Consider the following 13602-nt stretch of genomic DNA (forward strand, 5'->3'; position numbering starts at 1 on the left):
AGTCATTCAAACCGGGTGAAGGGGAGTGTTTGTGCTGCGCAGCCACGCCGCTGGTTCGCTACGGGAAAGCGACGCCGGGCAGCAGGTGACACTGGCCGGCTGGGTTGCTCGCCGCCGCGACCACGGCGGCGTCATCTTTATCGATCTGCGGGACTCCTCGGGCGTCGCTCAGGTGGTGTTCCGCGACCCCGACGTGCTCGCACAGGCGCACCGGCTGCGCGCCGAGTTCTGTATCGCGGTGGCCGGCGTTGTCGAAATCCGCCCCGAAGGCAACGCCAACCCGGAGATTGCCACCGGCGACATCGAGGTCAACGCGGCGTCGCTGACCGTGCTGGGCGAATCCGCGCCCCTGCCGTTTCAGCTTGACGAGCCCGCGGGCGAGGAATTGCGGATGAAATACCGCTACCTCGACCTGCGCCGCGACGGCCCGGCGGCGGCAATTCGGTTGCGTTCCAGGGTCAATGCCGCCGCTCGTGCGGTGCTGGCGCGCCACGAGTTCGTGGAGATCGAGACGCCGACCATCACCCGCTCGACGCCGGAAGGCGCGCGCGACTTCTTGGTGCCGGCCCGGTTGCATCCCGGCTCGTTCTACGCGCTGCCGCAGAGCCCGCAGCTGTTCAAGCAGCTGCTGATGGTGGCCGGGATGGAGCGCTACTACCAGATCGCCCGCTGCTACCGCGACGAGGATTTCCGCGCCGACCGCCAACCCGAATTCACCCAGCTCGACATGGAGCTGAGCTTCGTCGACACCGAAGACATCATCGCGATCTCCGAAGAGATCCTGACCGCGCTGTGGGCGCTGATCGGCTATGAGATTTCGACGCCGATCCCGCGGATCAGCTACGCCGACGCGATGCGCCGGTTCGGCTCCGACAAACCGGACATGCGGTTCGGGCTGGAGCTCGTCGAGTGCACAGAGTTCTTCAAAGACACCACATTTCGCGTCTTCCAGGCGCCGTATGTCGGTGCCGTCGTGATGCCCGGCGGGGCGTCGCAGCCGCGGCGCACGCTGGACGGCTGGCAGGAGTGGGCCAAACAGCGCGGACATCGCGGGCTGGCCTACGTGCTGGTCGCTGACGCGTCATCTGGGGGCACGTTGGGTGGCCCGGTGGCCAAGAACCTGTCCGACAGCGAGCGCGACGGCCTGGCCGCTCATGTCGGCGCGCAGCCGGGGGACTGCATTTTCTTTTCGGCGGGACCGGTGAAGTCGTCGCGGGCACTGCTGGGTGCGGCCCGCATCGAAATCGCCAACCGGCTCAACCTGATCGATCCCAACCGGTGGGCGTTCGTTTGGGTGGTCGACCCGCCGCTGTTCGAGCCGGCCGATGAGGCGACCGCCGCCGGTGACGTCGCCGTCGGCTCCGGTGCGTGGACCGCGGTGCACCACGCCTTCACCGCGCCAAAGCCGGAATGGGAAGACAGCGTCGAATCCGATCCCGGCGCCGTGCTGGCCGACGCCTACGACATCGTCTGCAACGGCAATGAGATCGGTGGCGGCTCGATTCGTATCCACCGCCGCGATATCCAGGAACGGGTGTTCGCGGTGATGGGCCTGGACAAGGCCGAGGCCGAAGAGAAGTTCGGATTCCTGTTGGAGGCGTTCATGTTTGGCGCGCCGCCGCACGGCGGAATCGCGTTCGGCTGGGACCGGATCAACGCGCTGCTGGCCGGAATGGACTCGATCCGCGAGGTGATCGCGTTCCCCAAGACCGGCGGCGGCGTCGACCCGCTGACCGATGCGCCGGCTCCGATCACCGCCCAACAGCGCAAGGAGTCCGGAATAGACGCCAGGCCCAAATAGGTTGACGAGGCATGTATCCAGATCTGCAGGGCTTCAACAAGAACATCATCGAGGAGTTCCGGGCCAACGCTGGCAAGGTCGGTGGGCAGTTCGCCAACGCCGAGCTGCTGCTGCTCACTAGCACCGGCGCCAAGTCCGGACAGCGCAGGGTGTCACCGCTGGCCTGCCTACGCATTGACGGCAAGCTGATCATCATCGGATCCTTCGCCGGTGCCGACGTGAATCCGGCCTGGGTGCACAATCTGCGCGCCAACCCGCGAGCGCACATCGAGGTCGGCGCGGACTCGTTCGATGTGACGGCGCGCGAGCTGCCGCCGCTGGAGCGCGATGAGTTGTCCCCGAAGGTCACCGCGGCTGCCCCGGGCTTCGCCGAGTATCAGGCCAAGACCAGCCGGGTCATTCCGTTGTTCGAGCTGCAACCCGCCTAGGTACCCGCCGAGCAGACGCGAAATCCCCCGAACGCACGGCGTTTCGGGGGATTTCGCGTCTGCTCGCGCGCCGCGCGCTACTCCTGTCGAGATCAGCCGAGGGCGATTCAATGTACGCGTTTCGGCTGATGTTTTTCGGTTCTGACGGCTGCAGGCTGCTGGCATGAAACAGATCGAAGTGTCGTACAGATTCCCGGAGTTGCCCTACCGATCCGGCACGGAATTAGTCTTGGTGGACTTCCCGCGGGCTGACGTCGCGTTGATCACCCTTAATCGGCCCGAGCGGATGAATTCGATGGCTTTCGATCTCATGGTGCCGCTCAAAGAGGCGCTCGAGAAGATCACCTACGACAACTCCGTTCGGGTGGTGATTCTGACCGGGGCGGGTCGAGGATTCTGCTCGGGTGCAGACCTTAAGTCCGCGGGCGCCGTGCCACATGTCGAGGGGTTGACACGGCCGACCCGCGCACTGCGCGCGATGGAGCTTCTCGAGGACGTCATCCTGGCGTTGCGGCGGTTGCATCAACCGGTGATCGCCGCCGTCAACGGCCCAGCGATCGGCGGCGGGCTGTGCCTGGCGTTGGCCGCGGGTATCCGGGTGGCCTCCAAAAGCGCGTACTTTCGGGCCGCCGGCATCAGCAACGGGCTCACTGCCAGCGAGCTGGGGCTGAGCTACCTGCTGCCTCGGGCCATCGGATCGTCGCGGGCGTTCGAGATCATGCTGACCGGTCGCGACGTCGGCGCCGAGGAGGCCGAGCGGATCGGGCTGGTGTCGGCTCGGGTAGCGCAAGCCGAGTTGCTGGACACCTGCTATGCCATGGCCGCTCGGATGGCGGCATTTTCGCGGCCTGGACTGGAGCTGACAAAGCGGACTCTGTGGCGCGGGTTGGATGCCTCCAGTATTGAGGCGCATGTGCAAACGGAGAGCCTGGCGCAGCTCTATTTGGCCTTGCATACCAACAACTTCCGGGAAGCGGCTGCCGCACGCGCTGAGCAGCGGCCATCGGTTTTTGGCGACGACAAGTGGTGTGGCACATGCCCAATATGATGTCCACGGTGAACCCGCGCTCCCAGTGACAAGTTTCATCGGCCGCGAGGCCGAGATGAACCATGTGCGGCAGCTCCTGGCTGACAACCGGGTGGTGACGTTGACTGGCGCCGACGGGGTGGGCAAAACCCGCCTGGCACTACAGGTCGCCGGGCAAGTCGCATGCGACTTTGGTGGCGGGCAGTGGTATGTCGATTTACGGCAGATCACCGATCGCAATCTGATGTCGATGGCGATGGTGAGCGCACTCGGGCTGCCCAAGCCGCCGAGTCGCTCAACCATGGACACGCTCGTCCGTTTCATCAACGACCGTCGAATACTGGTGGTGTTGGACCATTGTGAGCATCTGTTAGATGCGTGCGCCACGCTGGTCGGTGCCCTGGGTGCCTGTCCAGGGTTGAAGGTTCTGGCGACAAGTAGTGAGTCGATCGGGGCGGCTGGCGAGGTGAGTTGGCGGGTGCCTTCGCTGTCACTGAGTGATGAAGCCGTCGAGTTGTTTGCGACCAGAGCCCGCCGCGCACGGCCGGATTTCGCGATCGACGCCAACAACGGAGCAGCGGTTGCGGCGATTTGCCAGCTTCTCGACGGGCTTCCGCTGGCAATCGAACTGGCGGCGGCGCGAGTGGGAGTGTTGTCGGTGGCCGAGATCCTCGACAGTCTGCATGACCGATTTCGGTTGCTCAATGGTGCGGTGCGGCGTGGGCAGACCCTGCGTGCGGCGGTCCAATGGTCTTATGCGCTATTGAGTGAGCCCCAGCGTGTCTTGTTGAACCGGCTGGCGATGTTCACTGGCGCGTTCGATCTCGACGCGGCCCAGGCCGTCGGCGCCTACGAAGAGTTCGAGCGCTGCCAAGTACTTGACCACCTCACCCCGCTGGCCGACAAATCCCTTATTGCGGCCGAAAGCGGTGGTAGTCAGACGCGATACCGCCTGCCGCAAACGGTACGTCAGTATGCGCTGCAGAAGCTCGCTGAATCCGGCGAGGCCGACGTGGTATGTACCCGTCTTCGCGAGCACTACGGGGCAGGCACCCACGGTTTACCGCTCATAGGAGTGGCCGGAAGCGAGATCAACTATCTCCCAACGGTATTGGCCCCGCGTCGTGAGAAGCCTGGCACTGTAGTTTCCCGGCAGCCGGCGTCGTTGCAACCATCGTCGCCTGGCTGGACGACATGGGCGACGTCAACGGCGCGGCCGACTCCAACACGCCCTCGTGATGGCACATGATTAGGAACAGGGGAGAGCACAGTGAGCACATTGCGCACCGATGGTGACACTTGGGACGTTACGGCCAGCGTCGGCGCCACCGCGGTCGTGGTGGCTGCGGCGCGGGCCGCCGAAACTGATCGACCAGATCCGCTGATCCGCGACCCGTATGCCCGGCTCCTAACGGCAAATGCGGTTACCGGAATATGGAAGGCCATGCTCGACGAGTCGATGTTTGCTCAGCTGGAATCGGCCGACCCCGGGACATCGGCGTTCATCGCCTACGTGCGCAGCTATCAAGCGGTCCGGACCCACTATTTCGACGGCTATTTCGCCGACGCCGTGAACTGCGGAATCCGGCAGGTGGTCATCCTGGCATCTGGGTTGGATTCTCGGGCCTACCGGCTGGCCTGGCCGGTTGGCACCACCGTGTTTGAGGTTGATCAGCCTAAGGTGTTGGGCTACAAGTCCACGATGCTGGCCGCGCACGGCGTGAAACCCGCAGTCGACTGCCGGCATGTGGCCGTCGACCTCCGCCAGGACTGGGCGGCCGCGCTCCGCGACGAGGGGTTTAGCTCGACGGCCCCGACGGCGTGGTTGGCCGAGGGCCTGTTGATGTACCTTCCGGCCGACGCCCATGACCGGCTTTTGGAGCAGATCACCGAGCTGAGCTCGCCAGGCAGCACAATTGCGGTAGAAACCCCGGCTAGTTACCCCTGTGATCGGCGGGCGCAGCTGCGGCAGCGGTTTAAGAGGGCAGCCGATGAACTCGGGTTCGAGCAGACCCTGTTCCTGCAGGATCTGATCTATCACGACCAAGATCGCGCGGTCGTCGCGGATTGGCTTAACGCGCACGGCTGGGAAGCGGTGACGCAAAGCTCGCGGGACGAGTTGCGCCGGCTGGGCCGCTGGATCGATGGCTTGCCGATGGCTAACGACAAGGATGCGTTCGCCGACTTCGTGACCGCGGATCGCCGGTAGGGTGCGCGGCGTGGATGGTGATTACAACCGGTGTCGCCGCTGCAACCCGCGAACAGGTCAGTGAGCGGAGCTAAGTGGGCATGAGCGTGCACCTGCCGACGGGCACCGTGACGTTGCTGTTGGGGGATGTCGAGGGTTCGACCCGGCTGTGGGAGCGGCGAGCTGAGGCGATGACCGCTGCCGTCGAGCAACTGTATGAGGCGGTGTCCCACGTGACCACAGCCCATGATGGAGTCCGGCCGGTCGAGCAGGGCGAGGGCGTCAGCTTTGTGATCGCGTTCTCTCGCGCGTCTGGTGCCGTGGCTGCCGCGTTGGATTTGCAGCGCGCGCAGCTCGCCCCGATCCGGTTGCGCATCGGGGTGCACACCGGGGAGGTGCTCCTACGCGACGACGGCAACTACGCCGGGCCGACCATCAACCGGGCGGCGCGCCTGCGTGATCTAGCGCACGGGGGCCAGACATTGCTGTCGGGTGCGGTCGAGCACTTGGTCGTCGACGACCTCCCCGATGGGGCGTGGTTGACCAATCTTGGGACGCACCAGCTACGTGATCTACCCCGCCCGGAGCGGGTGGTGCAGCTATGCCATCCCGACTTGCGTCTCGAATTCCCGCCGCTGACGACCAGTAATTGCCATGTAACTCACGGCCTTCCAGTGCAGTTGACGAATTTCGTGGGCCGCTGCGCACAGATCACAGAGGTGCGCCAGCTGGCGACCGGTAACCGGTTGGTGACCTTAACCGGTGTCGGCGGCGTGGGAAAGACACGGCTAGCGGTTCAGGTCGCAACTCAGCTGGCGGGCGAGCTCGATGGGGCATGGTACGTGGATTTGGCGCCGATCCGCGACCCTGATCTGGTGCCGATCACGGTAGCGCGCGCGCTAGGTCTGCGCGACCAGCCGGGTCGCTCCACCGTCGACGTCGTGCTGCGTTTCCTCAGCGCGCGTCGCGCATTGGTAGTGCTGGATAACTGTGAGCATCTGCTCGATGCAACCGCCGCCTTGGTATCGGCCGTGCTGGCGGCATGTTTACACATGAGGGTGTTGGCGACCAGCCGTGAACCGCTTCGCGTCGCGGGTGAAGTGAATTGGCGGGTCCCGTCATTATCGCTAAGCGATGAAGCCGTCGAACTTTTTTGTGACCGGGCCCGACGGGTCCGGCCGGATTTCCGACTTACCGACGCCAACTCCGAGGCTGTGATGGAACTCTGTCGCAGCCTGGATGGCTTGCCGCTGGCGATCGAGTTGGCGGCGGCGCGGGTGCGGGCGTTGTCACCGGCGGAGATCGTCGATGGCCTAGATGAGCGATTCCAATTGTTGACCGGTGGTGCGCGCATCACGACACGTCGCCAACAGACACTTTGGGCATCAGTGGATTGGTCTCATGCGCTGCTGACCGGGCCGGAACGGATCTTGTTCCGCCGACTGGCGGTGTTTGTGGGTTGCTTTTGGCTCGATGACGCGCAAGCCGTCGCAGGCGGGGGCGATATAGAGCGCTATCAGATCCTCGATGAGCTCACGCTCCTCGTTGACAAGTCGCTGGTTGTGGCGGACGACAGCCGCGGGCGAATGTGCTATCGGCTACTGGAAACGGGGCGCCAGTATGCGCTGGAGAAGCTTGATGAGTCCGGCGAGGTCGACGTGGTGCAACTGCGGTACCGAGACCACTACGTAATGCTGGCTGCGTTGCTTGAAGCTTCGGACTACACCGACTATGCACAGCGTATCGAGCGGGCCGAAACTCAAATCGACAACTTCCGCGCCGCCTTTGTGTGGAGCCGCGCGAACTCCGAGACCGAACTCGCCCTCGCTCTGGCCTCCTCGTTGCAGCCCGTCTGGCTGACGCGGGGTCGCATTCGGGAGGGGAGGGCCTGGTTTGACACCGTTCTCACCGGTGACGACGCCAGCCGACGCGAGCTGGCGGCCGGGGTGCGTGCACGAGCGCTTGCCGACAAGGCGCTGCTCGACATCTTTGTCGACGCCGCCGCCGGCATCGATCATGCCCAACAGGCCTTGGCGATTGCGCGCGACGTCGATGACCGGGCACTGCTGGCACGTGTACTCACGGCTTGCGGGTTCATTTCTGTCATGGTCCGCGCCGAGGTGGCCGCGCCGTACTTTGCCGAGGCGATCGGCCTTGCCCGCGAGTTGAACGATCAGTGGAGGCTGAGCCAGATCCTCACCTTTCAGGCACTCGAAGCGGTCTCGACGGGCTTCCCGCTCGTGGCGCGTGCAGCCGCCGCCGAGGGACTAGAGCTGGCGAATACGGTTGGTGACCAGTCAATATCGCTTTGGAGTCGGTGCTGCCTCGGTTTCGCACAGTGGATGCGAGGCGACCTAGCAGCGGCCATCGAACAACTCGGCGAAGTGGTGGATGAAGCCGAGGCGGCTGACGAAGTGATGCACAGGGCGAGCAGCCTGCATGGTTTAGCCTATGCCTGCGCATACCAGGGTCAGATAAGCGAGGCTCGGGCTGCCGCCGAGACGGCTCTCGAAGCTACCGAGCTGGGCGAGTACTTCGCGGGTATGGGGTACTCGGCGTTGGCCGTGGCCGCGCTGGCCGCGGGTGATGTTGAAACGGCGCACGACGCGGGGGAGGCGGCCTGGCAGAATTTGGCTTTGGCCGCGCCTCACCAAGCAGCGATACAGCGCGCGTTCAATTCCCAGATTGCGCTGGCCGCGGGTGATCTCATCGAGGCCCGCGGCTGGTGCGACGACGCGATGGAGACAACGAGCGGTCGGTATCTGGTGATGGCGTTGATCACCCGCGCTCGGATCGGGATCGCCGAAGGCGATCGAGAACAAGCCCAACGCGATGCCCAGAATGCACTTGCCCACCTAGCCAAGAATGAGTCGTACCTGGATCTTCCAGACGTTCTGGAATGCCTCGCCGGCCTAGCCAGCGACACCGACAACCACAAGTATGCGGCAATGCTTGTTGGCGCGGCCGGGGCCACGCGGCAGCGTATTGGCCTGGCCCGGTTCGTGGTCCACGAACCGGCATACGAAGCGTCGGTGGCGACACTGCGAGATGCGATGGGCGAGACGGACTTCGAGGCCGCGCGGATCGAAGGCGCAGCGTTGTCGATCAGTGAGGCCATCGACTATGGGCAGCATGACCTGGGCCGTCACAAGCGGCCGGACAGTGGTTGGGGAGCACTCACGCCGGCCGAGCTCGACGTCGTTCGGTTGGTTTGCGAGGGGCTAAGCAACAAGGACGTCGCCAGCCGCCTTTTCGTATCGCATCGGACCGTGCAAACTCACCTGACCCGCGTCTACGGCAAGCTTGGCATCACCTCCCGCGTCCAACTTGCTCAACAGGCAGCCGGCCGGGTCTGCGGGCGCGAGTAGCCGGTCGGATCGTTTCGTTCTACGCGCTTGTTTCGAGGGTGCGCCAACGCAATTCGGGTCTTAACCTTAAGAAACAGCGTGCGGACACATCAAGATCGCTAACGCCCGCCACGCCGCGACACGGCGTGAGGCGACGTTGTCGACTCCATCCCACTGATCAGGTACGGTCGCGCACAATCTCTACAGCGATCTGCCAGTGACGAATCGGTCAGGCCAAGGCCAGCGGCGTCGATGCGACGTTGTATGTCGGTGAGACTGATCCATCGGCTGACACCGTGCTTGAGGAGGGTGGCCCAATCTTCCCATCCAACGATTGCGGCGTCGACGTCGGCCTGCAGGACATTGGGACGGCTGATGGCGAGTTCGTCGTAATCGCTGTAGCAGCTATCGCTGACGGCGACTAGTTGGCCAAGGCAGTCGAACTTGCCGGGATCGTCCGGCGATGTTGCGTTGGGCCGAAACCGAAGTTGTAAGCGTCGACCGCCGGCGTCGACGAAGCGCCAGGCGACGGCATAGTCAATCTCCACGTTGCGAGTCCTTTCGGATATGTGCGGGTGCGGGTGTCGAGCGGATCGTCGGTGCGGCAGAAGCCATGCGCACCGCGTTCGCAGCCGAACGGAGCATGCGCAACGACTCATAGCCGATGCATCTCGCGTTCCAGGCCGGAGTTCTCGAGATAGTCATGACGCTTTGAGTAGTGCGGCGTACAGCGGCGCTGCCGGAAGCGAATTAGCCTAGATCTGAGCAAAATTCGGAGAATACCGGCGATCGCCGCTCCTTGTGATCTGCTGCTCCGCGAGGCGCCGCGGACATGCGGTTGTGCGGTCACCGTGACGGTAGGGACACATACGGCGTTGCCTTCGACTGCGTGTGTCACACTGCTCCTCCAGGTAAAGCGTTGGTTACTCAACTATCCGATTTCGGGGAGCAAAAACCATTGGCCACAACGCGTATATCCTGGTGCCCAGGGGTCGCAATGTTTTTCGAGCTAGCGGTTGCCGGTTGTACGCGCTTCCGCTGATTGTCATGAGGGTCCGGCGCTGGTGAGCGGACCTGCCCGACGCATGCCGATGGGTGTTGAGTGACACGGAATCTGCTTCAGCGCGAGGCAGATCCGCATGCTGACTTCGATGCTGGTCACCGTTTGTGATTCAGACGTCACCCACCCTGATGACCGCGCACTCGGCCGGCAGAACCCGCGGTGACTGTCGGGGTCGCCAAAGGTGGGGGCCCACTGTGTAATTCGGCGGATCAAACACCATCGGTTAGCATGCATAGAATGTCTCGCCCGAGGTTACACATCGCCGCGACGCGTACGAAGCGTATACGAGTTGGCAAAGCGCTCGTACGCCACGGCCGAATTGCAGCGATTTTGACGTGAGCGCATCGCTGCCGACGGGCACGGTGACGATGCTCTTGGCTGACGTTGAAGGATCAACCCGGCTGTGGCAGACACAATCTGAGCAGATGGAGGCCGTGATCGCGGCCTTGGCTTACACCGTGTCGGAAATCGTCGCGGCCCATGGCGGGGTGCAGTCGATCGAACAAGGAGCGGGTGACAGCTTCGTTGTCGCGTTTGATCGCGCCAGCGATGCCGCTGCATGCGCGCTGGATCTGCAGCGGGCTGCGCTCGCGCCGATCCGGCTGCGCATCGGTCTGCACACCGGCGAGGTGCAATTGCGGGACGAAGGATACGTCGGTTCGACGATTAACCGGGCTGCGCGTCTGCGCGACCTGGGGCACGGGGGTCAGACTCTGCTATCTGCTACAACAAGCGATTTGGCCATTGACGTGCTCCCCACCGATGCTTGGCTGATTGACCTCGGCAGTCACCCGCTGCGCGAACTAGCACGCCCCGAGCGAGTCTTTCAGATGTGCCACCCCGATCTGCAGAAAAACTTTCCGCCGCTGCGCACATCGAAAGCCGGTGCAATATCAAATCTTCCGCCGCAGATCACCACTTTTGTTGGCGGCGACGCACGGACGAAAGCCGTGCGAGAGCTGTTAGCTAAAAATCGGCTGGTGACACTGACCGGTGAAGGCGGTGTGGGCAAGACCAGGCTGGCGATCCAGATCGCGGCTGGATCGGAGTTTCATAGCGGCGTTTGGTACGTCGATCTGGCCCCGCTCACCGATCCCACGAACGTGCCGATTGCGGTGATTCGCGCGTTGGGCTTGACCGATCGACCAGGCCGCTCAACAGACTTCACCATTAGCCACTTCATCGGCGACCGCCACAAACTAATGGTGTTGGACAACTGCGAGCACGTTCTCGATGCGTGCGCCGAGCTGGTCGTCACGCTGTTGGGCGCGTGCCCGGCGTTAACGGTTTTGGCGACCAGCCGCGAGTCGATGGGGGTCGCCGGCGAGGTTGCGTGGCGGGTGCCGTCGCTGTCGCTGGCGGATGAGGCAATCGAATTGTTCGTTGACCGCGCCGGCCTGGTTCAGCCCGCTTTTAGCATCACTGACGATAACGCTGAGGCTGTGAGCGAGATCTGCAGGCGGCTGGATGGCATACCCCTGGCGATCGAGCTTGCCGCGGCGCGGGTGCGGTCGTTGTCGCCGGCTGAGATCGCGGATGGTCTGGATGACCGGTTCCGGCTACTGGCCTGCAGCACGCGCACCGCGGTGCGACGCCAGCAGACGTTGCGCGCGTCGATGGACTGGTCGCATGCGTTGCTGACCCCAAGCGAAAGGATGTTGTTTCGCCGCCTGGCGGTTTTTCCGGGTTCGTTCGACCTCGCCGCGGCGCGGGTAGTCGCTGGGGGCAGCGACTTCGAGTTTTATCAGGTTCTTGACCAGCTGACGCTGCTCGTAGACAAGTCGCTGGTGCTCGTCGAAGACATCCACGGTCGCACGAGGTATCGACTGCTGGAGACGGTGCGCGAGTACGCATTAGAGAGGCTCGATGAGTCGTGCGAAACCGATCTGCCTGCGCGCCATTGTGATTACTACAAGACACTGGCTGCTCTGCTGGACACGCCAGGGCGGTGCGACCGCCTCGAGCTTGTCGAGCAGGCTGAGATCGAGATCCACAACCTGCGCGCCGCCTTCACATGGAACCGCAAGAACGGCGATTGGGCAGGCGCATTGCAGCTTGCGTCTGAACTGCAACCGATCTGGTTCGGGCGGGGACGCCAGCACGAGGGGTTGCGTTGGTTCGACTCGATCTTGGAACGTGGAAATACCAATCAGCCCGTGGTGCCTGCCGGTATTTGGGCGCGCGCTCTCGCCGACAGTGTCATGCTCGACACCTTGCTGACCGCGAGTCCAGTGCCTGCCACTCACATCGCCGCGCGGGCGCACCAAGCCCTGGCTATAGCACGCGACATCGACGACTCCGCCGCGTTGGTTCGGGCGCTCACCGCCTGTGGCTACAGCGGTGGCTACAACACCGAAGCAGCTCAGGTCTACCTGCGCGAAGCTATGGAGCTAGCCAACGCGCTAGACGATAAGTGGACACTGAGCCAGGTCCTCTACGGACGGCTGGTCGGGAGCTACATTTCGGGTCAACCGATCGCATTGCGCGCAGCGGCCCAGCAAGCTCACGATCTCGCCGCAAGCATCGGGGACCGGTTCGTCTCACGTCAAAGCCGTTTGTGGCGCACTGCGGCACAAATGTGGGAAGGGGATTTACACGGTGCGATCGAGGGAGGGTGCGAGGTTATTGCCGACGCTGCGGCGGCTACCGATACGGTGACGACCGCTCTCGGCCTGTACATCCAAGCCCTGGCGCTGGCGCATCGGAACGCCAGCGAGGCCGGAGCCGTAGCCAGTGCATGCATCGAAGCCGCGGCGGAGTTAGGCGGGGTATACGAAGATTGTGGTTATGCCGCCATGTCCTGCTGGGCCCTGGCCGCGGGCGATCCCGAGGCGATCCGGGTCAATGAGGCGGTACGGCAGAAGTACTGCGCACAGCAAGCCCAATTGGCGACGCACCGCGAACTGATGGCGCAGCTCGCCCTGGCGCGGGGTGATGTGACCGCTGCGCGTCGCTATGCGGACGACGCCGTCCATTCGACCAGTGGTTGGCATCTAAAGACCGCGTTGATAACGCGGGCGCGCGTTGAGATTGCGCAGAGTGAACCAGAAGCCGCACGCGATGATGCCCATGCCGCTCTGCTTTGCGTCACCGGTTTGCGGGCGTGTCTATGCACGCCCGATGCCATAGAACTCCTCGCCGAGATGGCCGGTGGGGCAGGCAGGCACTGGGCAGCCGCGCGACTTTTCGGCGCGGCGGCGGCCCTGCGGCGGCGCACGGATGAGGTCCGCTTCAAGGTTTGGGATGCTGGCTACGAGGCCGCGGTTGCGGCGCTTCGTGATGCGATGGGCGGCGATGATTTCGACTCCGCCTGGGCCGAGGGCGCCGCTTTGTCCACGGACGAGGCGATCGTCTATGCACAACGAGGTCGCGGAAAGCGCAAACGTCCGGCCAGAGGCTGGGATTCGTTAACGCCCGCCGAGCTCAACGTGGTGCGGCTGGTTGGCGAGGGGCTGGGCAATAGGGACATTGCGACACGGCTGTTGGTCTCGCCGCACACTGTGCGGGCTCACCTCTCGCACGTATACGCCAAACTCGGCATCAGCTCCCGTGTCCAACTTGCGCAGGAAGCCGCGCGCCACAGCTGACCGATTCGCAGTCCAGGGCGGGTGCACCCCGCGTCCGATGAGTCAGCGCTATTTCTTCCTCCCGTTGCCGCTGTGGCCGCCGACGGGATTGGGCCCCAGCGGCCCGGTCATGCGCAGCTGGTGCGGCATCGGTGGTCACGGGGTGGGTCGACGGAGTAGCA

At 64.0% G+C, this 13602-nt stretch carries 8 protein-coding genes; 7 read left to right on the forward strand and 1 reads right to left on the reverse strand.

What is annotated here, in order from left to right; translation table 11 throughout:
- Positions 1–25: 25 nt before the first annotated feature.
- The 6 genes from aspS to MSIMFI_RS25285 all read left to right on the forward strand — a co-directional run bounded on the left by aspS (position 26) and on the right by MSIMFI_RS25285 (position 8812).
- A complete protein-coding gene (gene aspS, locus MSIMFI_RS25260) occupies positions 26–1801 on the forward strand; it encodes an aspartate--tRNA ligase (protein WP_191499644.1) in 1776 nt (591 codons plus the stop codon).
- 11 nt (positions 1802–1812) lie between these two features.
- A complete protein-coding gene (locus MSIMFI_RS25265; RefSeq protein ID WP_191499645.1) occupies positions 1813–2229 on the forward strand; it encodes a nitroreductase family deazaflavin-dependent oxidoreductase in 417 nt (138 codons plus the stop codon).
- 163 nt (positions 2230–2392) lie between these two features.
- The gene (locus tag MSIMFI_RS25270) at positions 2393–3277 is read left to right on the forward strand and encodes an enoyl-CoA hydratase (RefSeq protein WP_191499646.1); all 885 of its coding nucleotides are present in this window, start codon (positions 2393–2395) and stop codon (positions 3275–3277) included.
- A 25-nt stretch (positions 3278–3302) separates the two neighbouring features.
- Positions 3303–4505: an ATP-binding protein gene (locus MSIMFI_RS25275; protein WP_191499876.1), complete on the forward strand. Its 1203-nt coding sequence runs from the start codon at positions 3303–3305 to the stop codon at positions 4503–4505.
- 30 nt (positions 4506–4535) lie between these two features.
- Positions 4536–5465: a class I SAM-dependent methyltransferase gene (locus tag MSIMFI_RS25280; protein ID WP_191499843.1), complete on the forward strand. Its 930-nt coding sequence runs from the start codon at positions 4536–4538 to the stop codon at positions 5463–5465.
- A gap of 80 nt (positions 5466–5545) precedes the next feature.
- Positions 5546–8812, forward strand: a complete 3267-nt coding sequence (locus MSIMFI_RS25285; RefSeq protein ID WP_191499647.1) for a helix-turn-helix transcriptional regulator — start codon at positions 5546–5548, stop codon at positions 8810–8812.
- Between the two features lie 98 nt (positions 8813–8910).
- On the opposite strand, the gene MSIMFI_RS25290 is transcribed toward MSIMFI_RS25285, so the two are convergent.
- Positions 8911–9339 (reverse strand): hypothetical protein, encoded by a 429-nt coding sequence (locus MSIMFI_RS25290; protein WP_191499648.1) that lies wholly within the window; start codon positions 9337–9339, stop codon positions 8911–8913.
- An 850-nt stretch (positions 9340–10189) separates the two neighbouring features.
- Here MSIMFI_RS25290 and MSIMFI_RS25295 point away from each other — a divergent pair.
- Complete coding sequence (locus MSIMFI_RS25295; RefSeq protein WP_224770426.1) at positions 10190–13441, forward strand: helix-turn-helix transcriptional regulator; 3252 nt, start codon at positions 10190–10192, stop codon at positions 13439–13441.
- Positions 13442–13602 lie beyond the last annotated feature (161 nt).

The sequence above is a fragment of the Mycobacterium simulans genome (genome assembly GCF_900232995.1).
In the GTDB taxonomy this organism is placed as follows: domain Bacteria; phylum Actinomycetota; class Actinomycetes; order Mycobacteriales; family Mycobacteriaceae; genus Mycobacterium; species Mycobacterium simulans.